Annotated in this window: 27 protein-coding genes and 1 tRNA gene; 11 read left to right on the top strand and 17 right to left on the bottom strand. The window is 66.7% G+C overall.

What is annotated here, in order from left to right:
- Positions 1–37 precede the first annotated feature (37 nt).
- Positions 38–499 carry a response regulator gene (locus CCS38_RS10410; RefSeq protein ID WP_223732932.1) on the bottom strand — a complete coding sequence of 154 codons (462 nt, stop codon included), beginning with the start codon at positions 497–499 and terminating at the stop codon, positions 38–40.
- Between the two features lie 198 nt (positions 500–697).
- Between CCS38_RS10410 and CCS38_RS10405 the strand changes: the two genes are divergently transcribed.
- Positions 698–769 (top strand) — tRNA-Arg (locus tag CCS38_RS10405).
- A gap of 141 nt (positions 770–910) precedes the next feature.
- Here the strand turns inward: CCS38_RS10405 and CCS38_RS35675 are convergent.
- The 11 genes from CCS38_RS35675 to CCS38_RS10345 form a co-directional block, all read right to left on the bottom strand.
- Positions 911–1,885, bottom strand: a complete 975-nt coding sequence (locus CCS38_RS35675; RefSeq protein WP_372457037.1) for a YaaC family protein — start codon at positions 1,883–1,885, stop codon at positions 911–913.
- Positions 1,886–2,082: 197 nt separating this feature from the next.
- Positions 2,083–3,522, bottom strand: coding sequence for a tyrosine-type recombinase/integrase (locus CCS38_RS10390; RefSeq protein ID WP_308050788.1), 1,440 nt, complete (start codon positions 3,520–3,522; stop codon positions 2,083–2,085).
- Positions 3,519–3,710, bottom strand: coding sequence for a helix-turn-helix transcriptional regulator (locus tag CCS38_RS10385; protein ID WP_223732931.1), 192 nt, complete (start codon positions 3,708–3,710; stop codon positions 3,519–3,521). Before CCS38_RS10385 ends, CCS38_RS10390 begins: the two co-directional genes overlap by 4 nt.
- 220 nt (positions 3,711–3,930) lie before the next feature.
- The gene (locus tag CCS38_RS10380) at positions 3,931–5,730 is read right to left on the bottom strand and encodes a DnaB-like helicase N-terminal domain-containing protein (protein ID WP_223732930.1); all 1,800 of its coding nucleotides are present in this window, start codon (positions 5,728–5,730) and stop codon (positions 3,931–3,933) included.
- Between the two features lie 102 nt (positions 5,731–5,832).
- Complete coding sequence (locus tag CCS38_RS10375; protein WP_223732929.1) at positions 5,833–6,216, bottom strand: hypothetical protein; 384 nt, start codon at positions 6,214–6,216, stop codon at positions 5,833–5,835.
- A 9-nt stretch (positions 6,217–6,225) separates the two neighbouring features.
- On the bottom strand, positions 6,226–6,414 hold the full coding sequence (locus CCS38_RS10370) for a hypothetical protein (protein WP_030260061.1): 189 nt from the start codon (positions 6,412–6,414) through the stop codon (positions 6,226–6,228).
- A gap of 214 nt (positions 6,415–6,628) precedes the next feature.
- The gene (locus CCS38_RS10365) at positions 6,629–6,880 is read right to left on the bottom strand and encodes a hypothetical protein (RefSeq protein WP_223732928.1); all 252 of its coding nucleotides are present in this window, start codon (positions 6,878–6,880) and stop codon (positions 6,629–6,631) included.
- Positions 6,881–7,020: 140 nt separating this feature from the next.
- A complete protein-coding gene (locus CCS38_RS10360) occupies positions 7,021–9,189 on the bottom strand; it encodes a cell division protein FtsK (protein ID WP_223732927.1) in 2,169 nt (722 codons plus the stop codon).
- 152 nt (positions 9,190–9,341) lie between these two features.
- Positions 9,342–10,583: a hypothetical protein gene (locus CCS38_RS10355; RefSeq protein ID WP_223732926.1), complete on the bottom strand. Its 1,242-nt coding sequence runs from the start codon at positions 10,581–10,583 to the stop codon at positions 9,342–9,344.
- A 79-nt stretch (positions 10,584–10,662) separates the two neighbouring features.
- The gene (locus CCS38_RS10350; protein WP_223732925.1) at positions 10,663–10,887 is read right to left on the bottom strand and encodes a hypothetical protein; all 225 of its coding nucleotides are present in this window, start codon (positions 10,885–10,887) and stop codon (positions 10,663–10,665) included.
- Positions 10,887–11,198: a hypothetical protein gene (locus CCS38_RS10345; protein WP_223732924.1), complete on the bottom strand. Its 312-nt coding sequence runs from the start codon at positions 11,196–11,198 to the stop codon at positions 10,887–10,889. The genes CCS38_RS10350 and CCS38_RS10345 overlap by 1 nt, the downstream gene beginning before the upstream one ends.
- A 502-nt stretch (positions 11,199–11,700) precedes the next feature.
- On the opposite strand from CCS38_RS10345, the gene CCS38_RS10340 reads away from it, so the two are divergent.
- From CCS38_RS10340 to CCS38_RS10315, 6 genes are all read left to right on the top strand, one after another.
- Entirely contained in the window at positions 11,701–12,489 is a 789-nt protein-coding gene (locus CCS38_RS10340) for a GntR family transcriptional regulator (protein WP_223732923.1), read from the top strand.
- Positions 12,490–12,491: 2 nt separating this feature from the next.
- Positions 12,492–13,244 carry a glycosyltransferase family 2 protein gene (locus tag CCS38_RS10335; RefSeq protein ID WP_223732922.1) on the top strand — a complete coding sequence of 251 codons (753 nt, stop codon included), beginning with the start codon at positions 12,492–12,494 and terminating at the stop codon, positions 13,242–13,244.
- A gap of 472 nt (positions 13,245–13,716) precedes the next feature.
- Positions 13,717–14,151, top strand: coding sequence for a hypothetical protein (locus CCS38_RS10330; RefSeq protein ID WP_223732921.1), 435 nt, complete (start codon positions 13,717–13,719; stop codon positions 14,149–14,151).
- Positions 14,152–14,624: 473 nt separating this feature from the next.
- A complete protein-coding gene (locus tag CCS38_RS10325) occupies positions 14,625–15,518 on the top strand; it encodes a DUF7224 domain-containing protein (RefSeq protein ID WP_223732920.1) in 894 nt (297 codons plus the stop codon).
- Positions 15,518–16,096, top strand: coding sequence for a hypothetical protein (locus CCS38_RS10320; RefSeq protein ID WP_223732919.1), 579 nt, complete (start codon positions 15,518–15,520; stop codon positions 16,094–16,096). Before CCS38_RS10325 ends, CCS38_RS10320 begins: the two co-directional genes overlap by 1 nt.
- Positions 16,093–16,836: an ATP-binding cassette domain-containing protein gene (locus CCS38_RS10315; RefSeq protein ID WP_223732918.1), complete on the top strand. Its 744-nt coding sequence runs from the start codon at positions 16,093–16,095 to the stop codon at positions 16,834–16,836. The genes CCS38_RS10320 and CCS38_RS10315 overlap by 4 nt, the downstream gene beginning before the upstream one ends.
- Positions 16,837–16,992: 156 nt before the next feature.
- On the opposite strand, the gene CCS38_RS10310 is transcribed toward CCS38_RS10315, so the two are convergent.
- Together CCS38_RS10310 and CCS38_RS10305 are read right to left on the bottom strand one after the other, a co-directional pair.
- Positions 16,993–17,916 (bottom strand): FkbM family methyltransferase, encoded by a 924-nt coding sequence (locus tag CCS38_RS10310; RefSeq protein WP_223732917.1) that lies wholly within the window; start codon positions 17,914–17,916, stop codon positions 16,993–16,995.
- Between the two features lie 40 nt (positions 17,917–17,956).
- On the bottom strand, positions 17,957–18,715 hold the full coding sequence (locus CCS38_RS10305; RefSeq protein ID WP_223732916.1) for a GntR family transcriptional regulator: 759 nt from the start codon (positions 18,713–18,715) through the stop codon (positions 17,957–17,959).
- A gap of 571 nt (positions 18,716–19,286) precedes the next feature.
- Between CCS38_RS10305 and CCS38_RS10300 the strand changes: the two genes are divergently transcribed.
- Together CCS38_RS10300 and CCS38_RS10295 are read left to right on the top strand one after the other, a co-directional pair.
- A complete protein-coding gene (locus tag CCS38_RS10300; RefSeq protein ID WP_223732915.1) occupies positions 19,287–20,039 on the top strand; it encodes a GntR family transcriptional regulator in 753 nt (250 codons plus the stop codon).
- A gap of 471 nt (positions 20,040–20,510) precedes the next feature.
- The gene (locus tag CCS38_RS10295) at positions 20,511–21,383 is read left to right on the top strand and encodes a GNAT family N-acetyltransferase (RefSeq protein ID WP_223732914.1); all 873 of its coding nucleotides are present in this window, start codon (positions 20,511–20,513) and stop codon (positions 21,381–21,383) included.
- A 214-nt stretch (positions 21,384–21,597) separates the two neighbouring features.
- Here the strand turns inward: CCS38_RS10295 and CCS38_RS10290 are convergent, their stop codons facing one another.
- Positions 21,598–22,776 (bottom strand): amidohydrolase family protein, encoded by a 1,179-nt coding sequence (locus tag CCS38_RS10290; RefSeq protein ID WP_223732933.1) that lies wholly within the window; start codon positions 22,774–22,776, stop codon positions 21,598–21,600.
- Positions 22,777–23,484: 708 nt separating this feature from the next.
- Between CCS38_RS10290 and CCS38_RS10285 the strand changes: the two genes are divergently transcribed.
- The gene (locus CCS38_RS10285; RefSeq protein WP_223732913.1) at positions 23,485–23,844 is read left to right on the top strand and encodes a hypothetical protein; all 360 of its coding nucleotides are present in this window, start codon (positions 23,485–23,487) and stop codon (positions 23,842–23,844) included.
- 432 nt (positions 23,845–24,276) lie between these two features.
- Complete coding sequence (locus CCS38_RS10280) at positions 24,277–24,726, top strand: DoxX family membrane protein (protein WP_223732912.1); 450 nt, start codon at positions 24,277–24,279, stop codon at positions 24,724–24,726.
- Between the two features lie 28 nt (positions 24,727–24,754).
- Here the strand turns inward: CCS38_RS10280 and CCS38_RS10275 are convergent, their stop codons facing one another.
- Both CCS38_RS10275 and CCS38_RS10270 read right to left on the bottom strand, forming a co-directional pair.
- Positions 24,755–25,087 carry a DUF6233 domain-containing protein gene (locus tag CCS38_RS10275; protein ID WP_223732911.1) on the bottom strand — a complete coding sequence of 111 codons (333 nt, stop codon included), beginning with the start codon at positions 25,085–25,087 and terminating at the stop codon, positions 24,755–24,757.
- Positions 25,088–25,301: 214 nt separating this feature from the next.
- Positions 25,302–25,793, bottom strand: a complete 492-nt coding sequence (locus CCS38_RS10270; RefSeq protein WP_223732910.1) for a hypothetical protein — start codon at positions 25,791–25,793, stop codon at positions 25,302–25,304.
- Between the last annotated feature and the right edge of the window lie 433 nt (positions 25,794–26,226).

Raw genomic sequence — 26,226 nt, 5'->3', positions numbered from 1 at the left:
CCCTCTTCCCCTCGCACCGCCCGCCGTACCGGCCGTGTCACCCCGTGGGCCGGACGGCGGGCTCGGAATCCGGATCGGCATCGGCCGCCCCGTCCGCCGGCCCGCCTCCGGGCCCGGAGCCACGGATCCCGCCCACCAACTGGCGCACGGTCCGTATGAGCTCGACCGGCTCGAACGGCTTGGCGAGGAAGGCGTCCACCCCGACGGCTTCCCCGTTGCCCACCTCCAGCGGCGTACACGCGCTGATGATGGCGATGGGAAGCTCCCTGGTCCGCGGATCGGCGCGCAGTCTCTCGGCAGTACGCAGTCCGTTCAGCCGCGGCATCATGACATCGAGCGTCACCACATCAGGACACACGTCATGCACGATGTCGAGGCACTCGGCACCATCAGCCGCGGTCACGACCTCGAAGCCCTCCAGCTCGAGATTGACCCTGATCAACTGCCGGATGACCTTGTTGTCGTCGACGACAAGGACCCGGCCGGACAAGCCAGGCACATATTGAGACTAGGCGCGTGCCACCTGCTGCGTCCGGGCTTTCCCCACTTCCGCCCCGTGCGAGGGACCTTTCGCCGATCACCCGGGCCACCCCGCCCCGATGCGCTACGGCCACCCACCACTTCCCGAAACCCGTTCATGACCACCCCCTCCGAGCTGGTAGTGTTCTACCCGTCGCAAGCGCACAGCGCCCGACACGCCCCCGTAGCTCAGGGGATAGAGCAACGGCCTCCGGAGCCGTGTGCGCAGGTTCGAATCCTGCCGGGGGCACTTCGCCTGGACCAGCGTGATCACCCCGCTGACCAGCCCAAGTGCCACAAACAAAGGGCCGGACCCAGTCCCACTGGGTCCGGCCCTTTGTCATTGTTTCGCGCTGATCGCGATAGAGCCGCGATAGACGCCGACAGCGCTCTACCGGCTAGCTACGTCCTTGATCGCCAGCAGGGCAAGGTGCGGCACAACCGCGGTCGCTTGCTCCAGCAGATGTTCAACAGCGTTAGCTGACGGCGACCGGTCGATGTCGATGGTCGCGGCCCATGCCTCGGGTTCGTAGCGCGCGAGGATCGACAGACCGAAGAGAACCGCCCACCAGGCAAGCAAGGGATGGATCGGTTCGGACATGCTGCCCAGCTTGGGAAAGGCATAGAAGTCCCGGGAGCCTCGGTACTCCGTGGCACGAGCCAAAGCTTCCTCAGCCCCCTCCTCATGCCGGGCGGCGCGACCCAAGCGCGAAGGCAGAAAGATCTCTAGCTCCTCTCCGGGCCTGTCGTCACGCGCCTTCCAAATGATTGAGTCGGGCACGTCAGGCGTATGTGACCAGCCGGCCAACGACGGGTAGTGCCCCAGGAACTCATCCAGGCGAGCTGGATCTTCCTCTGTCTTGTCCCGAACTAACGAGGGCACAGGAAGAAGCGACAACCTGCACCACCGCTTCTCTTCGCGGTGTACCAGAGCGACGGGAGCGAAGTGCAAAACAGGTACAGATCCCGAACCTGGCAGGACCACCGACTGCGCTTCTGGCAGAAGCGGCCAGAGTTCACCCAGCGCCAGCCTCTCCTTGGCAGGCAGAGGCTCAGCTCCTATCGCACGCGCAATGCCCACGAACGCCCCCCTCGCGTGAGGCTCCACTTCCACGTGACAGAGCCCAAGACTCGTGTCGAGGTTCCGTGTCCCGATACCGTGCGCCTTGAGTCTCCACTCGCCGTCATGCAAGAGCGAGGAAGCCGCTGCAATAGCCCTTCCGAACTGCGAGAGCGAGTAGAAGATCTGGACTGGGCGAGTGGCTGGCCCAGCGCCTTCTGCAGCTTCCATGAACTCCTGCGCTTGCTCCAACGCTGCGGTAAAGACTGAGCGCCGATCCGGGACAGCTTGCGCCGGCCCCTTCACCCCTGTACGAAGCCCTCGCAGTTCCCGCCACACCTGCTGACTGTTTGGCAGCAGCAGCTCTCCCCAGGTTTTCACGATCCCCCAGTTGCCAGATTGATGAGAGCGCAAGCTACACCGAGACGGCTACGTGCCACTAGGTATATGTCAGAGGCTGGCGAGGTGACCGAAGGCTGTCGGAGCGTGCCTCAGGACTCACCTCACTCTTCTGACCAGCCGAGCTCCTTCTCGATCTTCTTATTCATGACGTCCTCTTGCCCGTAGATGCAACCCTCGTAGACACGGTGGATGACCTCGGGCGAGTTGCCCACCCGGCGTGCAACTTCCGCCACCGGTACCCCGGCGTTCAGCCACGTCGTGATGCACGTGTGTCGCAGATCGTATGGACGTCCTCCGAGGATGGTTGCCCGTAGGTCCGGCGGCAGCGCAAACTCCCGCGCGTCCCGCCACACACGCCAATACGTGCTACTACCCACCAGACCACCCCTCTCGTTCGTGAAGAGGCGTCCGTCCTCGGCCGTGCCGAACTCCTTGAGGTGAACGCGGAGCATGGCCACTAGCGGTGGCGGGATGGGGACCGGCCGATCCTCTGCAGCCTCCCTGGACTTCAGCCCGCGCCGTTCGTGGCGCTCACCCGTGTCGGTCCACTTCTTGCCCGAGACCGGCCGGGTCTCGCGAAGGGTAAGAGTGCCCCAACCCTTATCCGGGAGGTAGCAGTCAGTTTTGCGGAGTCCGACTGCCTCGCTCGGACGGAGCGCGGCAAAATACATGACCGCATAGAATGCCACGAGGCGGCGTCCCTTCCTCCTCGACCAAGTGCCGATGTACGAGACTGCCGCGAGCAATTGGGCAGCTTGCACCTTGTTCACGAGCACGCGCGGGTCCACGCGATCCGATGCTGAACGCTGAATCCTCTTGATCGCCGAGAGCGGGTTCTCTGCGAGGCCCCCCCTTTCCACGGCGTACTCGACAGCGGTGTTCAGAGCTCGTCGCCTGCGTCGGGCGGTCTCGCCAGCCGCTGGGGAGCCATCGAGTTTGAAGGCGAGCCGGTATCGCACATCCCTGAGAGTCCGCGGTTCTGCCAGCGAAGACACCGGAAACGCTCGCGTACGAATCCAGTCGTATGCCTCCTCCAACTCAGCCGGCGGCTCCTCCCCCGCGTGCTTCGGGATAATCGCCCACCGAAAGGCGAGCCGGAGTTCCTCCGGAGGAGGCACTCGCCTTTCCTGCGGCACCATGGCGAGGGTCACGGCGGCGAGACCGTCGGCGATTCCCTCGCGGGTCTTGGCTGCGCTGGTCGACCAACGCAGGGCCATGTACTCCCGGCAAAACTCCAACCAGGACAGCTCCTCCCGGATCTGTGCAGTCGCGGCACGCACTTCGGACTCGGGCAGGCCGTCTGCGACGCGGAATGCTTCACCACGACGCATCGCCTGCCACAGCTCCGACCTGCGACTCTCTGCGAGGGCTGTTGTGGCGAACGTAGCGCTACTGACCTTGCCGCCTACCTTCCAACGGAGTTGGTAGGGGCGGGTTCGGCTCTGTACCTTTGCCACCTTCCACAGGCGCACATCGAGCGAGAAGCCCTGCGGGGCCGATTCGCCGGCCTCCCCAATCCCGTTGCCAGTCACCTTGGTCACGCGCCTTCCTCCAACGTTTCCAGCCAACGCTCCAGCTCGGACCGGCGAATGCGCACGGAACCGTTCGGCAGCCTGATGGACTTAGGACCTTTCTTGCACTGTCGCCAGCGGTAGAACGTCGACCGCGGCACGCCGATCTCTTCGATGACTTCCGGGATGGTCAGCTTCTCGTCGCGGGCCTTTGCCAACGACTCCTCCTTGGATGCAAGTCCGGGCGGAGCGCTAAGGATGGATAGGGCGTTAAGCCGTCTGACCTGGTTCTTTGCGGGGTCGGTATGGGGTGGAGGAAGTGGGGCGATAAGTTCTGCAGCGTCGAGCGACGTGCTTATCGCCCGCCAAGCGCTCCCCTTACCGCTCCGGTGTCTCTGCAGGTCAGCGCGCTTACCAGCCTTCTCGGTCTTTCCGCGCTCAGCCCGCGTAGGTCAGGACCGTGGTGGGGCGGCCGCCTGTGGGCTTTTGGTGGCGGCTGTAGCCGGGCAGGTCGAGCAGCTCGGCGGCGAGGCGATCCCGCTCGGCTCGCGTGGTGTTCTTGAACAGGCGGCGGATGCGATCGGCCGTGAGCCCGTCGGGGCCAGCGGCGCGGACGGCCTCGGCGAGCTTGTTCACCTTTGGGTCGCCGGTGGTGTCGCCGAGGAGGTGAACGGCCGAGGCGCGGGCGTAGTTGAGCAGTTGCCAGGTGGCTCGCATGTGGGTTTCGGAGATGGTGTCGGTGTGGTCGCACAGGGCGTAGACCATGGCGACCCGCTGGACGTACGGGGCGGCGCGGGCGGTGAACTGGGCGATGACTCCGCCGGCGGAGTCATCGCTGAGGGCTGGGTAAACCTGGTCGCAGTACAGCTCCCAGGCACCAGGGCTGAACTTCACCTCGTCGACACGAGCGGCATCCTCCAGGACGGTTCGCCAGCCGGAGGCGAGGTTGGCCACCAGTTCCGGGCTGGCGCCGCGCGATCCCGGCAGGATGAGGTTGCGGTGGCAGAAGATCGGCAGGAAGCGGTTGTACGTGCCGCCGGCCATCTCCGAGTCCTGCATCTTGGCCCGGAACTCCTCCGGGGTGATGTGCCCCAGGATCGCGATGTGGGGGTCCGTGGCCTTGAGCGAGTCGCGGACCATCGAGCCGAGGGAGTCGCCGTCCCATGCTTGCCGCAGTACGCCGGGGAGGGAGCTGCCTTCGCGGCGGCCGCGGCTCATGGTGACCGCGTACTCCGACTCCAGAACCCACAGCCGTTTGTCGATGCTGGCGTGCGAGGCGTCGTCGCTGTCGTCGTCCTTGACGTACTCGATCAGGCCCTCCCCGGAGTTCAGCCCGCGTGGGGTGTGTTCGGGGCCGAAGAAGTCCGGCAGGGCCTCGGCGAGCACCCGCCGCGCGGTCGACGTCGCCGAGCCCTTCCGGCCCGACGACGTGGGGCCGATTGTCAGGGCCCAGATCAGGGTGGGGTGGCGGTCGTTGCCGATCATCAGGTGCGGGCGCCGGCCGATGACCGCACCGGCCGCGGAGAGGAGGTTGGCCAGTACCGCGATGGGGTCCGCCTCGGTGGTGGGGTCCAGCTCGCGCACCGTGTCGCCCAGCCAGCCACAGAAGACGTCCGGGTGTGGGGTGGGCCCCGGCCGGTGCGGGCGGTGGAGGCCCGGCCGCCGGTCGTACAGCGGATTGGGCGGTCCGCTCGGTGCCGCGTCGTCGTCGGACGGTTCGGTGGGGCGGGCCGTCAGCTCGGTGATCTGCCGTAGCACCGTGGCGCGAAGTTCCTCGGCGTCGGTGTCCGGGGCGGAAGCCGCCTGTACGAGACGCGTACCGGCTTCGATCAGGCGGCGGCGTTCGGCCTTCTCCCGCACGATCTCCGCGTAGTACTCGGCGTTGGCCGCGGTCGGTACGGCCTGGACGAGGGTGTGGAGGTAGGACGCTCCGCCGACCCTGCCCAAGTCTCCGCGCTTGCCGAGGTGGTCGGCCACGGTGATCGGGTCGGCGGACTGCCCACGGTCGTACAGGTCGCAGATCGCGCGGTGGATCGTCTCGTGCGCGGGCCGGTAGAAGTCGCCCGGGTCCGTTGTTCCGATGACGTCGGTGATTGCCTGGGGGGTCAGCAGCATGGCGCCCAGTACTGACTGCTCGGCTTCGAGATCCTGGGGAGGCGTGGAGCCGGCCAGGGGGGCGAGGTCGCCGTGGAGAGACCGCACATTGTCGTACGGTGCCGGTGCGGCCTCAGGTGACATGATGGGTGTCTCCTGTTCTGTCTTCGGACGGGCAGGGAGAGCCGGGGCGGCGGCATGTCCTTGCACGGGAGTGCCGCCGCCTCGGCACATGAAGAGGAAGAGCTAGGCCGCGGTCATCCGGCGCCAGGCCACGTATTCCTGGCGGACGTACGGCCGGTAGCTCGGGTCCCATAGCGAGGAGTCGGGTGGGATCGGGCCGTTGCTCGTGGCGAACGGTCCGCCGCCGCGTTCCCGGTCGTACTGAGCGAGCCGGTGAGCCGCCCTGGCGGCGAGGGTGTCGGCCTCCGCCATGGCCTCGGGGATGCTCTCCTCCTCAGCCTCGCGAATGGCGAGCCGGTCCAGTAGCGCGGCCTTACGGAGCCAGAACTCCCGGCTCAGCCGCGTGCCGGAAGCATGGGTGGCCACCTGGTCGGTGACCCAGGTCATTTCGGCGAGGAGGTGCGGGGCGTCGGCGTACGCATCGATGGACGTGGTGGGTTGGTGCACAGGCGGTCCCTACAGGTTGTGGACGGCGTCGACGACTGCGGCGGTGAGCTGGTTGACCTGGTGGGCGATGCCGGTGGAGGCGAGGTAGAAGCCGAACATCACGGCGATGAAGGCGGAGCCGTAGCCGAGGGTCTTGGAGCGGAGCAGGAAGATCAGGACGAGACCGAACAGGGCGACGAGGGAGACGGTGACAGCCATGGGAATCTCGCTTCTGGTCGGCGAGGGCGGCGGGCTAAGCTGCCCAGGCCCTCGGGTGCTGGCCAATTTGAGGGTTTTTTCCGGCGATCGCGCCTGCCTGGCTCCTCGGAGCGGGGTCCGTCTCATGACGGGCGATCGCCGGTTTGTCACGCGGTCCGTTGCTCGCGGTGAACGGCGAGATCTTGTGACCGGTGAACTACTGGGCTGCCGAGGGTCAGCGGGTGCCGGTGCGGTAGATGTGGGACGCGATGTTGAAGAGGTGGCGGCCGATCCGTATGCGCTTGCGGTCGCCGTGGCAGCGGCGGCAGAGCTTGCCCGGCCGCAGGCGGCCCTTCCGGTCCTTGATGAGCTGGAAGCCGAAGCCGCGGCACTTGCGGCAGTTGCCGAACGGGCTGACCGCGCAGAGCGCGGCGTAACACAGCGTGTAGCCGATGAAGAGCGTGATAGCAGCAGACGTCAGGGTCATTGCGGGTCCTCTCTGGCGTTTTCAAGGCACGCTGGAAGGAGGCCGCTATCCGCTAGCAGCCTGGTCAGGGTGGGGATGGGGCGCTAGCGGGGCCGCTAACGTTAGCGAGGGTTGCTGCTAGCGCTAGCGGCCCCGGAGCGTCATCCGGCGTCGCGGTTTCCGTCACGCTCCGCGACTGCGGCGGTGATGTGGGCGCGTTCCAGGCCGCGCCGGTTGACGACCTTGCCGTTGATGCGGCGGCCGATCTGGACGGTCTCGATGCCGTACGGCTTGAGCGCCGCGGTGAGCTGCTCGGCGGCCCACTCGCCGTAGACGTCGGGCCGCAGCTCCGCCAGGCGGGCCACCACCGTCTCGCTCCACACCTTGGCTTCCTCGACCGGGATGACGCCGAGCAGGTCGCGGAGCAGGTCGTAGGGGGTCACGGCGGCTTCCGGTTCTTCGCCGAGTGCGTGGCCGGAGAGGGCGCCGGCGTCCTCGCGGGCTTTGCGGGCCCGCAGCGCGATGTTGTCCGCGCCGACGCTGTCGACGTAGGTGGAGGCGACGATGCGGGCGTCCGCGCCTTCGCCGACGAAGTAGTGCACGCCCTTGTCGGCCCAAGAGAACATCGTGGCCCGTACGCCGCGCTTGTAGGCGGAGGTGCCGAGGACCATGTCGTTCTCCAGTTGGCCCATGACCTTCAGGCACCAGCGGGCCGAGGCGTTGGCGGAGATGCCGGTGGGCAGGGCCTTGGCGTCCGGGCGCTGGGTCGCCAGCAGCAGCACGATCCCGGTGGCCGGGCCGCGCTTGACCAGGTCGGTGGCGATCTCCTCGAACTCGTCCTTGTACTTGGGGTGCTCGAAGAGGACTTGGCACTCGTCCACCCCGACCACGATCGGGTGCAGACCGAGTTCCTTCTTGTCCGCCAGCTCGCTCGTGACCTTCGATTCCGGGCAGATGTCCCGCGGCAGCGACCGGATCATCTTGGTGCGGCGCCGCAGCTCCTGCCGCAGTTCGCGGAAGTCGCGGAGGGCGTACTCGATGACCTCGTCATCGTCGCCAGCGCCGTGGCGGTGGGAGACGCGGTCGCCGACCGGGTCCAGGTCGCCGGTGCCCTTCATGTCGTAGGTGTGCAGCTCGGCCCGCGGATCCAGGGCCGCGATCAGCAGCAGGAGGCGGAGCAGGAACGTCTTGCCCATGCGCGGGATGGCGCCGATGATCCCCGCGATGTACATCAGCGTGACCTCGACCCACCGGCCGCGCGGGTCGGTGCCGAACGGCACCGGCTTGAAGAGGTCCACGGTGCCGCTGGTCAGCAGCGGCCACTTGGGCTTCTTGGCCTTGGACATGTCCTGATCGCCGACCCACAGCACCAGGCGGCCGGTGTGGTCCTCCGGTACCGCCTCGGGCCAGACACAGCCCAGCGGGCGCCGCAGGCCGGAGGCGAGCTTGTCGCGGCGGTCGATGACGTCGGTGACGGTCACGCCGTACGGGAGGTCGCCCTCCGCCCGCCAGCCGGGGCCGTCCCGGGTGATCGGCGCGGTGAACGCGAAGCCGTCCCGGCCCTTGGACTGCGCCTGGTTGATGGCCGGGATGCCCAGCGCCCCCAGCGCGCGCAGCACAATGTTGCTGGTGAGTTTGGGCGCCTTGGATGTCTCGACGGCGCGGGTGATGACCGGGGCATCCGCCTCGGTGCCGGCCACCCCCAGCGCGAGGATCAGGGCACCGAGGGACACGGTCTGCAGCCATCCGGGCGCCAGCACGTACAAGGCGAGTGCCGTACCGAGGCCGACCAGGGAGCCGATGAGGGCGACGAGAGTGCGCAGACGTACGCGGCCGTCGCGCTGCCGGGAGAGCTTAAGGTACTCGACCGCGTCCTCCCGCCGCACCGCGGCCAGGCGGACCGCCTCGCCCTCCCTGTCGGCCACCCACCGCATCGTCCCGCCCAGGAAGCGAGCCGTGCCGCGCGGCGACTGGAAAGCCAGCCGGAGGCCATAGATGGGGGTGCGGACGCCGTGGTAGGCGGCCATATGGCCGTAGTACCCGGCCACCCATCGCGTCGCGGTGGTCAGCTCCTGCCGGGAGCGCAGCCAGCCGGGCAGCACCGGCCGACGCTTGGCGCCGGACAGTCGGGCCAAGAAGCCGGGACCGGCCGGTTCTGGGCCGTCGACCGGCACCACCGCTTCCGGGTCACCCGAAGCCCCGGACGCGGTACGGGCGTGGCGGGCCTTGTTCAGGTCGACGATGTCCGCGCCGGAATCGGACTGGTCGGAATCAGACTCCAAGTCCGCCTCCAAGCGGCGGAACAGTTCGTTTTCGTCCTCATGCTTCAATGCAAATGTCCTTCCGATGCCGTGAGGGACGAGTGGGGCGGCCGGTCGCTTGGCCGTGGACGGCCGCCCCACATCAGGACGTCAGGTCGGTCAGGTCAGCCAAGGCCCCGCGTACAGGTGCGCGAGGGTTTGGCGGTCGTGCAGCGGACCAGTCAGGCGCTGAGCTCGAGCACCGCGGCGATGACGGCGTCCTCGAAACCGCTCTCCTCGGCCAGCCGCCGGCGTGCCGCGCGGATGCGATCACCGCCCCACGTTTCGCCGAGCCCGTACGACTTCGCGAGCTCGACCGGGTCCGGCGTGCGGTTGTCCAACAGGGCCGCGGCAGCCTCGCGTTCGGCCTTCTCCCTCTGCGCCGCGCGCACTTCGCGAGGGATACGCACCTCGTTCTGCGAGGTACGGTCATCAGAATTCGAGGCGCGGCCGTGGCCGGCTTTCGAGGCGCTTTCCGAGGTGGTCCGCGTGTGCCTCATCCGGTCGCGGTCGGAGCGGGAGCGCCGTGCGGCTGCGGCCTCACGCTTGGCCCGCTCGTTCTCCTCATGGGCTCTGGCCTCGGCTTCCGCCTTGATGCGCAGCCTTTCGCGTTCGGCCTCCCGATCACGTTCAGCGGCCTCGATCTCGGCCTGGACCCGGCGTCGCTCGGCCTCACGCCGCGCCGCTCGTTCCTCCTTCTCGCGTTCGATGCGGTCCAGTTCGCGAGCCTTCTCGATTTCTGCCTGCTTGGCCTCGCGGGAGAGGCGCGCAGCGTGTTCGCGCTCCTCGCGCTCGGCCTCACGCTGTGCTTGTTCTCGTGCCAACCGAGCCTGATCGCGAGCCTCTTCGCGCTCCGCTTCCTGAGCCCGCTCGCGCTCCTCTCGAACCTTTCGGGCGCGGGCCTCGCGCTCGGCGGCTGCCGCATCCTGATGCGCCTTGATCGTGAGGCGATGCTCTGCGGTCTTCCGCGCGAGGTAGGTGCGGTACCCGGCCGATGCCTCGGCCAAGGTGATGAGGAGAAACGGTGCGACCGAGTGGAGCAGCAGCCCGCCGGCGTCCGCGTGTACCGGGACGATACGGAAGTCGTCGTCCGGGTACAGGCTCTGCCAGCAGTTCATGATCCAGGTGGACAAGCCGGCGAACCAGCGGAGCATGAACGGCCAGCCGCTCGGCCGGTAGCCGCCTTGCTCGGCCAGCACTCCGTCGACGTACAAGACGGTCAGGAGAGCCAGCGACGCCAGTGGATCGAGCATCCACGCGACCCAGCCCGGCACGTCATGCTCGGTGGCGAACCGGGTGACGTTGATGCAGGTGAACACCAGCGCCCCGAAGCCGAGGACCAGCAGGGAGCGGGTCACGAGCTGACCGATCCGCTCCAGCTGCTCGATCGCTCTTCGGGCGGCGGTGGCTTCCTGTTCCGTCACGGGCCGCCCGGGAGCCGGTGACGGTACCGGCGACGGCACGGAGCGGTCAGTCAGAGATTCCGTCACCCGCCGCGTCTCCCTACTCGGGCCCGCACTGGCATACCTCCTCGGCGGCGCCCTGCCCCATCCAGCAGGCGCACACCACGGTCAGCCCTCCGACGGTCACCGCCTCGCCCGGCAGCAGCCGGCACCGGTCGCATGCACCGGTGGTCTCCGACTCGTCGACGGTGACGGCGACGTCGACGGCGGTGGAGCGGTAGTCCAGGGTGAAGTCGTAGTCCTCGTAGTCGAAGTAGCCGTTCATCAGCCGAGTCCTTCCGTCGTGGTGTGGTCGTAGTGGCCCGCGAAGGCCACGCAGCTCTGGTGGGCGGCCAGCAGATCGGGCGTTTCCGCCTCGATCGCCTCCACGGTGATGCGGGTGACGAGGTCCATCAGCTCCGGCTCGTCGGCAAGGATGTCGCGCGCCGCGTCCAGCCGGGCGAGGCGCTCCTCTTCGGATTCGCCCGGTACCCCGAGCCACAGGGCGGTAGGCGTCCCGATGACCAGGCCCATCGGGTCGTCGTCGACGTCCTGTACGTCCTGGTCTTCCTGGAAGCTGGCGATCACATAAGCCATGAGGGATCTCCTGATCTGAATGAGTAAGCAGGGAGACCCGGGACGGCAGCGGTGTCCTTTGCACGGGAGTACCGCCGACCCGGCAGATCTGTGTTGAGCAAGCCGCTGGTCTGCGCGAGGCAACCGCTCGTCGAAGACGAGTGGTCATGGCCACCGGTGGCTCCCCGCGAGAAGCCACCAGGGCTAAAACCACTGGTCAGGGCACGGTCTTGCTTGCCAGGCGCCGTGCCATGCAGTTCTCAAGGAACGTCCTCTTCCAGTCGGCCCCTTGGCGTGCGACGAGGTCGCCTTCCCGGGCTTCCGGCTGGTTCGGGTACTGCGGTTCGCTCGGCGCTGCCGGTGCAGGCAGGCATGGGCGAGCAGACAAGACAGTCATGAAGACCTCTTGTCCTCAACTCCTCTTTAGGAGTTGCCATGAACATAGGGCTCGTTCCGGTTGTCGTCAACTCCTCTTGAGGACTTATGCTGAATCCGTCCGACGGAGAGGGACGGTGAGCACCGCATGGCCAAGAAGTACGAGCGGATTGCTGACGCACTGCGCCAGAGCATCCGTGCAGGCCAGCTGAAGCCGGGAGACCGCCTGCCGGCCGAGACCACGCTCGCGGAGCAGTACAAGACCAGCGTTCCGACGATGCGCGACGCGTTGGGCGAACTGCTCGCCGAAGGGCTGATCGACAAGCGGCACGGCGTGGGCAACTTCATCCGCGAGCCGCGGCCACGCGTAGAGCGGAGCAACCAGCGTCATCAGTGGGAGAAGGACCGCGCGCGGCTCTTGGAGTCCGAGCGCCTGAAGACCGGCTCCACTGAGCACGACACCGGGCTGACCGTCTCTGACCTCGCCTTCAAGGCCAGCTACCGGGAAGTGAAGGCAGACGAGGATCTGGCGGCGGTCTTCTCCGTGCCGGTCGGCACACGCCTGCTGGAACGGGAGTACCGGACCTCCCCCCGTGAGGGAGACGCGCCGTTCAGCCTCGTCTGCTCGCACCTTCTCTACGACGCGGTCTCATCGAACCCCGACCTCCTCGACGACTCCAATGAGCCGTGGCCCGGGGGCACTCAGAATCAGCTGCTCACGGTCGGCATCGAGCTGGACCGCATAGTGGAGCGAATCACCGCCCGGCCTCCGACAGCAGAGGAGGCCGAGGAGCTCGGCCTCCAGAAGGGCGTCTCCGTGTTCGTTCTCCGAAAGATCTCCATCGATACCGATGACCGCGTGGTGGACGTCTCCGATGTGATCCTGCCCGGTGACGTCACCGAGCTGGTCTTCACGACGCCCCTGGACCGGTGGTGACGATGCCGAACATCATCACGGTCATGACGGCCGTCCACCCGCCGGCCGCGAAGTACCTCGCCGACGCCTACAAGTCGCTGTTGGAGCAGGAGCTGCCCGACGGCTGGGACTGGCAGTGGGTGATCCAGGAGGACGGGGAGACCGACGAGGTCCGCCCGCACGTCCCCGATGACCCGCGGATCAGCTTCGGCCAGGGCCGCCATGGTCGCGCGGCGATGGCCCGTACTCTCGCGCTCTCCCGCGCGAAGGGCGAGTACATCAAGGTCCTCGACGCGGACGACATGCTCGCCCCCGGCGCCCTCGCCCGCGACCTGCGCGCCCTGACCAGCGACCCGTCGATCGGCTGGGCAACGGCCCGCGTCCTCGACCTGCTGCCCGACGGCTCCACGGTCGGCTTCGACCAGGACCCACCCGAGGGCCCGATCGAGCGCGGAGCCATCCTGGAGCACTGGGAGGCACACAACTTCCGCGCCCAGGTCCATCCCGCCACGCTGTGTATCCGCCACGACCTCCTCCTGGCCCTCGGCGGCTGGATGGCCCTGCCGGCCTCGGAGGACACGGGCCTACTGCTGGCCCTGAGCGCGGTGAGCCGCGGTTGGTTCTCGGCGGAGACGGGCCTGCTGTACCGGAAGTGGCCGGGACAGGTCACGAGCCAGGCGGCGCACTCGGACGAGGAGGAGCGAGAGGCACGGTTCGCGGTCGTGCAGGCTCGGGCTCGCGCTTTGGCTGCGATGACGAACTGGCGCCACGAATAGGGGCAATCGCGATCGAATGGCCGTGCCGGTGAGCTACCTCTCACCGGCACGGCCATTGTTGTCACTACCACCGCCGGGGCAGCGACGAAGCGAACGGCCCTATTCGAGTGCTATGCGATTGCCGTTGGCCGTTTTGCCCAGAGTGTGCGGCAAGTTAGACGGAGAAGCGCCCGCGCTGCGGATGCGCACTGACCCAGCGATCGGCAGGCCACTTACACGGAACGCTAATTCCAACAAGATCATGACTTTCCGGATGAAGACATGGCGCCATAGGACAAAACGCCTATATTAGCCCGTTGATTAATATGGCATTTACCTGTAGTTTCCATGCGAGTGGGGCGCACGGAACTCTCATCGCCAGCGTTCTGCAACACCCGGGGGGGTGCAGTGTCTTTCGTTGAACACGAAAGCATTGCCCTTTCCTGTATTGATCGCACCTTGTCACGCGCCATGAATTCAGGAAAGAAAACACGTGAAGACTAGATCTCGGATAGCGACCATCGCCGCCGCGTCATCGGCCGTCATGCTCATCCTCGCCCCGCAGGCCCAGGCGAACTGGACCAGCAGCATCAGTAATGCTGGCGCCGGTTTTGAGTCTCGTCGTTGGACTGACAGCAATTGGACTCAGGTGCAGTTCACGGGCTGCTACAACTCTGACGTCACCCCCATCGGCGACGGAGTAGGCGTGCAGGTTTGGCAGGACCTGTCCTTCCAGCCCGACGACTCCTACGACAACAAGATTTTTACCGCCTGCTACAGCGGTGGAAACACCAGCAGCGGCGAATGGAGTGAAATCCCCCAGGAGTCGGGGCAGTTCTACTTCCAGATCACGTCGGTCGGTGGACGTACCAGCTACAGCTCATCCGTCGACGTGGACAAGGTATACGTCGACACGGCGAAGCCCTGACGTTTTGGCTGGCGTTATCGATAAGGAGCGTCCTCTAGTGGAACGCTCCATCGATAACGCCACGCCGAACTCTTAAGAGAGTTGCAATGAGGTTTAGCACCAATCTGCGTGCCGGTAGCGTGCGATGGGCCGCTCCATTTGTACTGCTATTGACAGGGTTCTACTACGTCGTAGGCGAGGGTGTCCCGCTCCCCGCCTTCCACGGTTACGCTCCGGCTCTCATCGCTGCTCCGCTGGTCTCCCTGTATGCGCTCGCCTACGCCGTAGCTGCCGCATTGGCCGCTTGGGAGGCCGGACGGCTTTCGAGTAGCAGGATATGGGAACTGGCCCCGGCGCGCTCACGTTTCCGGGTGGCGGCTAATGTCCTGCTGCCCGTTGTTCTGCTCGCTTGGCTGGTGCTGCTCTTCCCCATTGTTGTGACCCTGGCGCGGACTAGCACTTTCCCGACCATTGGGAGCCTGTATCTTCCGACGATGGCCCTCGTGCTGTGTGTGGTGCACGCAGTCATCGGGTTCGGTATAGGTCTCCGGATTTCGCGTGTCATCGCAACGCCAGTCATGGCCGTTGCCGTGTGGATACTGGTCGCCTTCTCCCGAGCAACACAGCCGTACTGGCTCCGACACGTATCAGGTCAGTACGCGGGTCTGAGTTTCGGCGAGGTGCCCAGCTTGGCTTCGCTGGGAGCGCCCATCTTGTTCGCCGGCGGCATCGCAGCAGGCTTCGCCCTGCTGTGGCTGCCGCTCAGGGCGCTGTCCGTCAGGGGAGCCATAGCTCTTTTCGTCGCTGGACTCGGCACGTTCACCGCCTACAGCATCACTCATGACTGGCCTCACAACCCGCCCGTGATCACTGGACAAGCGCCGATGGCCTGCCGGGGCAGTGCTCCCAAAGTGTGTATGCCGCAGGCCACAGCCAGATACCTGCCAGCCGTGCAGGCAGACGTGACAGTCGTCCTGGACGCCCTGCGCAGTCACGGTGTGAAGGAAGACCCCTCCGTCATCACTGACCGGCTCATGGACGGGCGTACAGATCGGGCGTCGACCCGTGACACTTGGCGCATGAGCCTGACTGCCGGTGCGCAGCACGATGACGTGCGTTTCCAGGTAGTGTCCGCGGCGGTTCGCTTTCCTTGCAGCCGGGTCGACGCGGCTGCCGGACATGCGGCGCTGCTCTGGGCAGCTTCCGTCACGGGTGAGAGGAAAGCCTACGACGAGCGCGTGGGCCAGGAGATGGATACGCCAGAGGCAGAGCGCGTCGAAGAGCAGGCGCGCACCGCCGTGCAGAAGGTGCTGAAGCAGCCGGTGCCGAACCAGGCGGCCTGGTTCCAGCAGACCCTGACCCGTGCGTGCAAGCAGGCCGGTTCCTGATGTGGTGGCTCAAGGCGCGCCGCGTTCCTACCGTTTTGACGGCAGCATTCGCGTCCTTCGTCGCATTGATGTTCCTCGTCCAGAACACCGTCGTCGTTCTGCCTTCCTTCGTGGGCAGACCCCAAGTAGCCCTGTCGTTTTTCGTCCCCATTCCTTTGGTTGCAGGGCTGATGCTGTGCTTGGAGTCCCGGATAGCATCCGCCGAAAACTCCGGTGTGCGCTCAGTCGCGCTGCTGGACGCCGCACTAGTGGCGGCAACAATGGCCGCATCTGTCCTCGCAAGTGTGTCTGCTGGCCTGCTCCTGCATGCGCCGCAGACGGCGACAACCGGTCGCAACGCCCTGTTCCTCACCGGTCTCATGCTGTGCGGCCGTGCCGTAGTGGGGCAGCAGGCGGTGATGTTGCCAGTGGCGTGGCTCCTTCTGGTGGTTTTCGTCGGCTTTCGCAACACCGGCGACGCCTATCCCTGGACCATCGTCCCCGAACCGGTCGGGGCCCTTCATGCACTCATCGGCGCTGTGCTGATGTTCGTTATCGGGGCTCTCACACAGCTGTATTTCCCAAGGAAGACCTCATGACTCTGGAACTCGTCTCCTGCACCTACGGCTACCGGCGTCGACGTCCTCCCGTTCTACAGGACTTCAGCTACCGTCTTCCCGAAGGGCTGACGGTCCTCCTCGGGCCAAATGGTGCTGGCAAGTCCACGCTGCTCAAACTTGCAGCAACAGTCGTCCGCCCCCGCCACGGCAGGGTGGTATTTCCCGGAATCGGCGCCGATATCAAGGCTTTTCGCAAGGCAGTGGCATGGATGCCTCAGGACATCGTCCCCATGCCGACCCTGTCCGTGCGCGAATACGTCGCCTACGTGGGCTGGCTCAAGGGCATGAACCGCAGCGACGCCTGGCAACAGGCCCGCCGCGCCATCAGCCGCGTCAAGCTCACCGACAAGGCCAGCGCAAAGACCAGCCAGCTCTCAGGTGGTCAGCTGCGCCGCGTCGGTGTCGCCGCAGCTCTCGTACACGACGCACGTGTATTGCTGCTCGATGAGCCGACAGCGGGCATGGACCCTCAGCAACGCCGGGTGTTTCGGAACATCCTGAATGAGCTCACGGAAGACGTACAGGTGCTGCTCTCCACCCACGACGTTGCCGACCTGGCTGAAGAAGCCGACCACGTCACAGTCCTTCACAGCGGTCGTATCCTGCACGACGGTGCTACCGATACCTTCCTGGCCCTCAGCCCGCCCGGCACTGCTGCCGGCCGAGTCGCGGAAGGCGCTTACACGGCCCTGTTGGATCAGCATGGTGTGGAGCTGTAAATAGATCTGATACCCGTTCCGGTACTGCTCCGGTCGGCCACCACCCGGCGGGCGGCCGGAACTAGGGCCAATCCGCCCAGTGTCAACGAACGGGCGGCACCAAACCAGCGTCCTGGTCACGGCCGCCTGACGAGGGCAGACAGCGGCTTGAGGCTCTCAACGCAACCGTTCGGCATCGGTACGCGAGAAGATCAGCTCGCTCTCATGAGTGAGCGGTCCACGCCATCGAACCGGCGCCTGGGTGCCGCGGTGCAGAGCGGCGGGGTAGCTGCTGGCCGCGTAGTCGTTGGCCAGTCGGTACACGTTGAAGCCGCGCTTCGTGAACGTCTCCAGCAGCTCTTCGGCGGAGCTGCCCAGCTCCGCGAGCCGCTGCGGCGTGACCTCTATGGCCAGCTCGGCGTCTGGGCGAAGCTGATCCAGCACGGGTTCCAAGCCCCTGACGGCGGCCCCCTCAGCGCCCTCGACGTCGATCTTGACCACTCGGGCCTTGGCGATCTCCTCCGCCGTCAACACGTCAGGCAGGGGCCGGGCTTGTGCCTCGAACGTGGACTCCGCTTCGCCGGCGTACGGGACGATGCTGTTCGCCCCCATGTTGCGCGAGCTCGCGAGGACGAAGGTCAGTACCTCGTCCCGATCGGAGATTGCGGCGTTGATGGCGCGCAGATTGGTGCAGTTATTGGCCTCGGCCTGTTCGACGAGGACGCTGTGGAACCTCGGGGATGCCTCGATGGACACCACCTTGCCGCTCTCGCCCACCAGGTGCGAGGCGAGCAGGCTGTAGTAGCCGATGTTCGCCCCGACATCCACGAAGGTGTCCCCGGGCTTGAGCCGGCTCTCAAGCCATTGCGTCAGGTGCGGCTCCCACACCCCGAAGAGGTAGATGTATCGCTGGATGAGGTCCTGCGTGTCCGTCGTGAAGGTGGCGCCGAAGCGGGTCCGGGCCTGGCGCACCACGGGATGGTCCCGCAGCTCAGCATTCAGGTAGTTGTCGAGCACCGCGGGCTTGCCGACGGTGCCCGGCGCGTAACGCACATACCAGCGCGCCAGGTCCCGCTTGATCCGATGAAGGGCAGCAGTCACGCCGGCTCCCGAGTTTGGTGGATGTCTGCGGGCACCGGGCCTACGCGCGGTCGATGGGGACCTCGTACACGATCTCGCAGTGTGCGGCGGGGAGGATGATGTCGGCGGTCTCCACAGGCCGGCCGTCCTCCGCCATGTACGTGCGCTGGATGTGGGTGACCAAGGAGTTTCTCGGCACCCCCAGCAACGTCGCTTCCGCGTCGGTGGCCTTCCGCGGCTCCGGCTGCTCGACGGCGTGCGTGATCACGACGCCGATCTCCGCCATCCGCTGCACGACGCCGCGGCCGGCGTGCGGGCCGCCCTCAGGGAGAACGACGATGGTGCCGCCCGTGATGTCGTACGGCTCCCAGCTGGTCGAGAGCTGCACCGGCTTTCCGTCCGCCAGAAACTCGTACTCAGTACGGACGCACAGGTCGCCCTCGGCGATGCCAAGACGAGCGGCAATGGCCGCCGGGGCCGGCACCTTCGCCTCGGTGCGGTGTTCCCAAGTCCCTCGCTTGCCGAGCCCGGCCATATCCGCCCGAAACGGGGAACCATCGCGCTGCTCGCGGCACCAGGACCGGACCATGCGGAGGCGGTCACGCGGCTCCGCCACGTACGTCCCCGATCCCGCGCGGCCTTCCAGCAAGCCCTGCGCGATGAGCAGTTCCTGTGCGCGGCGAACGACGTTCTCGCCCACCTCGTACTCACTGCCGATCTGCGCGCGAGAGGGCAGCCGATCACCAGGCGACCACTCGCCACTCGTGATGCGTTGCCGGAGACGGTCGGCGACGGCGAGGTAAGGCGGCTGCTCAGGCATATAGCAAATCTAGTCCACTAGCTCTAGGCTAGTTAACTAGCTTTACGGTGAGTGATTTCATTGCGACGGAGGAGACGTGCCTGCACCTGCATCCCGAGCGCAGGACATCGCGGCACGCCTCGCAGCCGCCGGCTACGAGCCGCGTCTGTCCCGCTGTCCCGGCCGCATCCGGATCGAGGTCAGCGTGCCGGAAGCGCCATCCGAGGCGAGCTGGCGATTCTTGCTGACCGCCTTAGAACGCGCCGACCGATTCGGCCTTGAAGGAGGAGCCGACGGGCTCAGCGCCTGGGCGGTCGTCTGGATCGTTCCGCATCCGCATGGTCGCGCGGGCCCTGATGAAGCGCCCCGCCGAAAGATGTACGGGCCGCCGGAACCCCGGGGAAGCAGGCCCGGCCAAGTCGACGAGAGCAGGCCATAGGGAGCCGCACACATGACCGGCAGAACCGTCCCAGCCACCGAGCCACCGCACCTCCCGAGAGGAGAACGAGCTCGTTGACCGGACCCCGCCCCCAATCGGAAGTACCGGAGTGGTGCCGCCCATTGAACCCGAGCGAGGAAATGGTGATCGTGGATGGCTAAGCGATACGAGGTGATTGCTGCGGACATCCGCCAGCAGATCCAGGACGGCTCGCTCCCCGCCGGCTCGCGCCTGCCCGCGGAGACTGCCCTCGCCAGGGCGTACAAGGTGGGCCTGCCCACGGTGCGTCAGGCGCTCGGCGCCCTGCAGGCCGAAGGGCTCATCGAGAAGCAGCACGGACGCGGAAGCTTCGTCCGGGCGTCGGGGAATCAGATCGAGTACGCCAATGACAGGCGGAGCAGGCGGCTCGCCGGCCCCGCTCCGGATATCGACGTGGTCGTCACCTGCTGCGAAATGAAAGCCACGGTAGAGCTTGCCGCTCGCTTGAGCGTGAAGCCGCGGACGCGCCTGCTGGAATTCAGCTACCGCGGCCGGCGCCAGGAGGACGAGAGCCCATGCAGCCTGGTGCGTTCGTACCTGGTGTACGACATGGTGGCCGCGATACCGATGGCGCCTGTCGTCTCCGTCGGCGACGGCTCACCATGGGGCGACGCGTACGAGGGATGGCTCATCAACGCCGGCATTGAGCTGGACCACGTCACCGAACGAGTCGGAGCCCGGCCGCCAACGGCAGACGAGGCCAGCATGCTGGGAATCTTCCCCGGCGTCTCCGTCTTGGCCATCCAGCGGACATCTGTCGATACCGCGGGCCGAGTCGTTGAGGTTGCGGACCTGTTGTTGTCCGGGGACCGCATTGCAGCGGTCTACAGGACACCGGTGACGGCCGCGGCCCGCGTGCCCGGCTGACGGCTGTCCCGTTGGTTCTGTTCACGGATCACGGCAGCCGTCGTTCAGCACGCGGGGAGGCGCCCGCCCGGGGGCGCGGTCGATGTTCACGAGAACGAACAGCACCCGTCGGCTGACTCCCCATCCCGAGCAGGGTGGCTTACCTGAGCCTCCGCACTCGTAGTAGCCGACCCGGGTCGCTTACCGTGCGGAGTCGGAGAGGGCGATCCAGGTGGCCACGGGGTCGCTGGCGCCGGCTACCTGCCGCGGTTCCCGCGGAAAGGCAAGGTAGACCGGCCTGGTCCCCGATCCCCGGGTATATCGCCGGACCGTCCGCCTCGCCTGCGAGGCACCCCCGTGGTGCGATGGAACGGGGGTGAGAAGGAGAGAACGATGATCCCACCAGCAGCGGAACGCAAGAGTGGAGTGGCCCCGGTATCAGTCCGCCCGCTGGGTGAGGCGGACCTTGATCGGGCCGATGAGATCTGCAGGATGGCCTTCGGGACGTTCCTCGGGGCACCTGATCCTTTCGGGACCGTGGACTACGTCCGTACGCGCTGGGCGGCAGATCCGCGAGCGGCGTTCGCGGCGACGGTCGAGGGCGAGCTCGCCGGATCGAACTTCGCCACCAACTGGGGCAGCGTCGGGTTCTTCGGCCCGCTGACCGTGCGTCCGGATCTGTGGGACCAGGGCATCGGCAGGCGTCTGATGGAGCCGGTCATGGACTGCTTCGACGCCTGGGGGAATCGCCACCTCGGCCTGTTCACCTTCGCCCACAGTCCCAAGCATCTTGAGCTCTACCGCCGGTACGGTTTCTGGCCCCGCTTCCTCACAGCCATCATGAAGAAGCAGGTCGCAGACGGTGCCGCAGTCCCCGGCCGGGTGCTCTATGGCGAACTGCCCGCCGCCGAGCGGCCCGACGTGCTGAGTCTCTGTGGAGCACTGACCGGAGCCGTGTACGAGGGCCTGAGCCTGGAACGCGAGATCGTGGCCGTGCACACGCAGGGACTCGGTGACACCATCCTGCTCCAGGGCGTCGGCTCCGAGCTCGATGGCCTGGCCGTCTGCCACTGCGGAGCCGGGTCGGAGGCCGGCACGGACGTGTGCTTCGTCAAATTCGGCGCCGTACGTCCTGGTCCGGAGGCCGCCGACCGGTTCGAGCGACTGCTCGATGCGTGCGAGCGGCTGGCCGCCGAGCGCGGACTGGGGCAACTGGACGCCGGCATGAACCTGGGCCGCTCGGATGCCTACCGGCGCATGATCGACCGCGGTTTCCGCACCTGGTTGCAGGGCGTGACCATGCACAGGCCCAACGAACCCGGGTACAGCCACCCCGACGCGTATGTGATCGACGACTGGCGCTGAGACCACCGTCGCTCTCGGCCGGCCAGGAAGGCCCGGTGCCGTCAGAACCCATGAACATACTGAGCCAGTGCCGACGGCAAGACACCTCCCGGACCACTGCTGAAGTGCTTCCGTTCTCGCGGACAAAGCCACCCCTGCCCCGCACGGCGGCCCTACCGACCCATGGGGTCAGTACGGCCGCCTCCTGCTGTCTCCCCGCCCGCTACTTGTCCCGCTACCTGTCGAAGTCGAGATCCAGCATCCTGATCGCATTCCCGCGCAGCAGCTTGTACGTCACGTCCGGCGGGAGGCCGGCGACATGGTCGGCAGCGACCTGCTTGGTGTGCGGCCAGGTCGAGTCCACGTGCGGGTAGTCGGTCTCGAAGGTCGCGTTGTCCACGCCGACGGACTCCAGCGAGGCGACGCCGTGCTTGTCACGGAAGAAGCAGCAGAAGATCTGCCGGTAGTAGTACGTCGACGGAGGCTCGGGGATCAGGTCCCGTACGCCACCCCAGGCCCGGTGCTCCTGCCATACGTCGTCCGCGCGCTCTAGGGCGTACGGCACCCAGCCCATCTGCCCCTCGGCGTACGCGAGCTTCAGCCTGGGGAACTTCACCAACACCCCGCTGAACAGGAAGTCCATCATCGAAGCCATGGCGTTGTTGAAGCTGAGCGACGCCTCGACCGCCGGCGGCGCGTCCGGTGACGCGGCAGGCATCTGCGAAGACGAGCCGATGTGCATGCACACCACCGTGCCCGTCTCCTCACAAGCGGCGAAGAACGGATCCCAGTAACCGGAGTGAATGCTCGGCAGCCCGAGGTACGTGGGGATCTCGCTGAAGGTCACGGCCCTCACGCCTCGCGCGGCGTTCCGGCGAATCTCCTGGACCGCGAGGTCGACGTCCCAGAGCGGGATGAGGCACAGAGGGATCAGGCGGCCACCACTGTCACCGCACCACTCCTCCACCATCCAGTCGTTGTACGCCCGGACGCACGCGAGCCCCACCTCCAGGTCGCGGGCCTCGGCGAAGGTCTGGCCGCAGAAGCGCGGAAAGGTCGGGAAGCACAGGGACGCCTCGACATGGTTCATCTCCATGTCCTCGATCCGGGCCTTCGGGTCCCAGCAGCCCTTGCGCATCTGTTCGCGGGTGATGCCTTCCAAGGTCATCTCGTCCCGCGAGAAGCCCACCGCGGCAATGATCCGCTTGTACGGGAAGAGGTTCCCCTCGTACTCCCACCAGTCCGTCAGCGGGCCGTCCGGGTCCGTCGTGAACCGGTACTTGCTCGCGACCCGCTCCAGCCCACCGATTCCGGCGGTCATGGGCTTCGGCCCGCGGTCTCGGTACTTCGCCGGCAACCAGGTCTGGAAGAGGTGGGCGGGCTCAATCACGTGGTCGTCCACGCTGATGATCATCGGTACGTCGGCAGTGTCGTTCGCCTGGCCAGTCACAGAGCCCTCCCGAGGGTCAATCGGTCAACGATCTGACGGCCCGTCAGGTGGAGGGTATAGACGACCCCTGCAAGCAACAAGAGAAGAGCGGGCCCTCCTTCACGGCCGTGCGAGGCGGCACCCCTGTGCGGACGCCAAGCCGTCGACCGATTGTGTGGCGTGCCGCCCCCCCCTACCCTCTAAGCTAGTTAACTAGATTTACGCCAAGTGATCGCGCCTGGTGATGGCACCGCTGTGCCCTTCTGCGCCGACGCGCAACCGAGCCTGCGTTCCAGGCCCTGCGCTGATCCGAACGGGCACTCCGCATGCCGAAAACACACAGCCCCCGCGACCGCGTGACCGGTCCGGGGGCATGGCCAACCTGAGAGAGCAGGTCGTCATGCCACACCGTATCGCCGGATTCTTCGTTGCGGTCCTGCGCTGGTTACTGCCGGCGCCCGGGAGGCACCGAACCGCGGCTGCATGCGCGGGGGCGAACCCCTACCGCACCCATCACCCTCGACGGCACCACATCAGCGGCGAGGTACATCAGCAAGCAGAGCTGACCTGGGACCTCGCTCTCGTTCGTCCGTACGTACTCGCTCACGAACGGCAGCAGGAAGAGCGACTTCGGCTCGCCGGGGGCCCACTCGACGCATGGTGGAAAGGCCAGTACGTCGCGGAGGTGATCGCATGAGTCAGACGCACGTGGTCCGGCTGCTGCCTTGGTCCCGACCGGACGGCAAGCCCTGCTACCTCAGAACGGACCAGAGCAATGGGTACATGTGGCAGCTCGCCGACAACATGGAGGCAATACAGCTCGGCATGGGCACCGCGCTTATCGAGCACGCCGAGGAGGTCCTCAGCGCCCCCAAGGTATCCCTCGAAGAAGTCCGCTACCTCGCCAACCGCCTGGTCGAGTCCCTTTCCGACGTGCTGCGGATCGCGGAGAGCCGTGGTGAGCGCCTCCAAGCGTCGGCACCGCACGGCAAGGGCGATGGGGAGGGAGGGGATGGGGATGGTCCGTTGCTGCCGGCGGATGCATTCGGATGATCCGAGATGCCGGTGCGGACCTAGGTGAGGATCTGCCTTGCTGTGGCCGAGGCATCACACGGACGCGAGAGCGACCGGCCGCATGCCTCACCGCGCCCCACCCTGAGACGTCCGAAGGAGGGTCGGGCAAGTTGAGCCCACGCCCTACCTGAGGCCAGTCACGTTGCACTGCGCGGCAGGCTCACAGGGACCGTGGCGGCTGACAGCGGACCATCCGCCGCGCCGGATCGGGGGCGGCGCAACCCGAACCCGAGCTCCATGCGAACGTCCGGCTCGCCCTGAACGCACCTCAGGCGAGTCGGGTTTTCGCGTATCGCAGCACCTACACGCACCGACAGCCAACCCCTTGCACCCTCAACGCCGATGCGCTGAACTGACGCCCCGTCAGGTCGTGCGTCTGACACCTGACGGACGACGTGGGAGGTGCGCACAGTGCAGACGATCTGGCTCAGCGGCGCCGAGTGGCTTGCCGTACTACGCATCGGGCTCGGCTTGTGGTGGCTGGAGAGCTGGCGACACAAGGACAAGAAGGAGTGGTTCAAGGGCGGCGGCGTGACGTGGGCGGCGGGCATCGCCGCGAAGCACCGCTGGCCCTTCGTACGCAGCAGCTTCGATCGACTGGTTAAGCCGCGTCCGCGGGTGATGGCCTACGTCGTCGCCTACGCCGAGCTCGCTCTCGGGCTCGGCCTCATCCTCGGCTTCCTCACACCCATCGCGCTCGTCGCCGGCTTCGTCCTGAACCTCATCTACCTCGTGCTCATGATTCACGACTGGGCTGAGCAGGGTCAGAACTTGATGATGGCGCTGATTTCGCTGGTCGCCCTGTTCGCCATGAGCTGGCAGGTCTGGTCAGTGGACAAGGCTTTCAGCCTCTTCCTGTAGCGCGAAGGGCTCGGTGCGGCCGCTCCGATCAGTCGATGATCCCGAGCGCGGTGTCCGGCCGGCAGTACGGGCAAGCGCCGACTCCTTCCGCGATGGCACGCAGGGCCTGCTCCCTGGTGAGTCCGCCCCCCTTTCCCATCCCGCAGTCGCCGAGGTGCACGTACACAGGCGCAGCGTCGCGGCCGCCAAGACGCTCACGCTCAAGCTTCCACTCGGGCGGTGGCGGCACTTCGCGCTGCGGCTGTGCCGTCAGCCGTACCTCTTCCTGCTCGATCCACCGCCGCGTCTGGTCGAGCTGCTGTAGCTGAACCCGCTGCAGGAAGCGCAGCAGCTCCAGGCGAGACGGCAGGCCATCGTTCATAGGTTCGATTTTAGTGGGCTGGGCGCGGCGATCATGGTGAGGGGCGGCTGTCCTGTGCCATCGAGCCTTGAGCCTGTGACCCTGAAGTTTGAGCGGTAGCTCGTTGGCGCTCTCAGAGTCGACGCTGTCGGGGATCTCAAGATTCACAGGGAAGACCGTGCGAACTCCTGGCGGTTCCGGACACATCCCGTCCCCACTTCGCCGACCTCTGCGGCTACCGGCGGAACCGGCGGAACTGGCCGCGCAGCTTGGGCATCCACCTCGGCAGCCAGGTCATGAGGGCCGCCGTCGCGGCCAAGCTGCCGAGCGTCACGAAGAAGGCTCCCGGATGGTGGTGGTTGACCCAGCATGGGTCCCACTCCCTGATGCAGGGGTGCGAGGAGCCTCTTCCGGGGATCGCGCGGGAGACGGCCAGCGCGCTCACCACGGCCACGGCCGCGTACGCGATGCCGGCCACGGCCCATCGGGACGAGCGCTCACTCCCGGCCGAGTTGAATCGGCGGAAGGAGCGCTTGGCGGCCGTGAACGTGATCGGGAGCAGCGCACCGACGGCGACGCCGAATCCGATGTCGGTCGCCGTCGAGTGTGCGGCCAGGTCCCACAGGTCGTCACCGAGCCACAGCGACAGTGCGATGAACCCGAGGATGACTACGAGCGCGGCGACCTGCTGCCCTATCGTCTTCCGGCTCGCCTTGGGACGGTTCATCAGTCGGATCCTCTCGGTGGTCTTATGTGTGCGGCCGGTGCATGGCCGCGGTCGCGAGCCCGCCCGTCCGCGAGGCGTACGAAGTAGGCGGGCGCATCACGGCGCCTGCGGTAGCTGTCGTGCCAGGGCAGCCAGAACGGCTGCTATAAGACGCCTGCACCTGCGGGTCAGCGTCGAGGAGGATCATCCGGTCCTGCTCCAGCCACGACTCGTACCCGATGTACGCAGCGGTCGTGGCGCAGAAGTACTGGCCCGCGAGACTCTTCCCGCCCTTGGGCCATCGGAATGGCCGCACGGGCGCCACCAGCTCGAAACGGACACCCCAACAACAGGCGAGAGGCCGCCAGACCCGTACGCCGTCTTCGAAGAACTCCAGGTCAAACGCCACAAGGTTCGGACCTGCGTACGCTCCCCCAAGCTCCCCCATTCCCAC

The organism is Streptomyces purpurogeneiscleroticus (assembly GCF_020024005.1).
Classification (GTDB): Bacteria; Actinomycetota; Actinomycetes; order Streptomycetales; family Streptomycetaceae; genus Streptomyces; species Streptomyces purpurogeneiscleroticus.
This window is presented reverse-complemented; position numbering and strand designations above follow the sequence as displayed.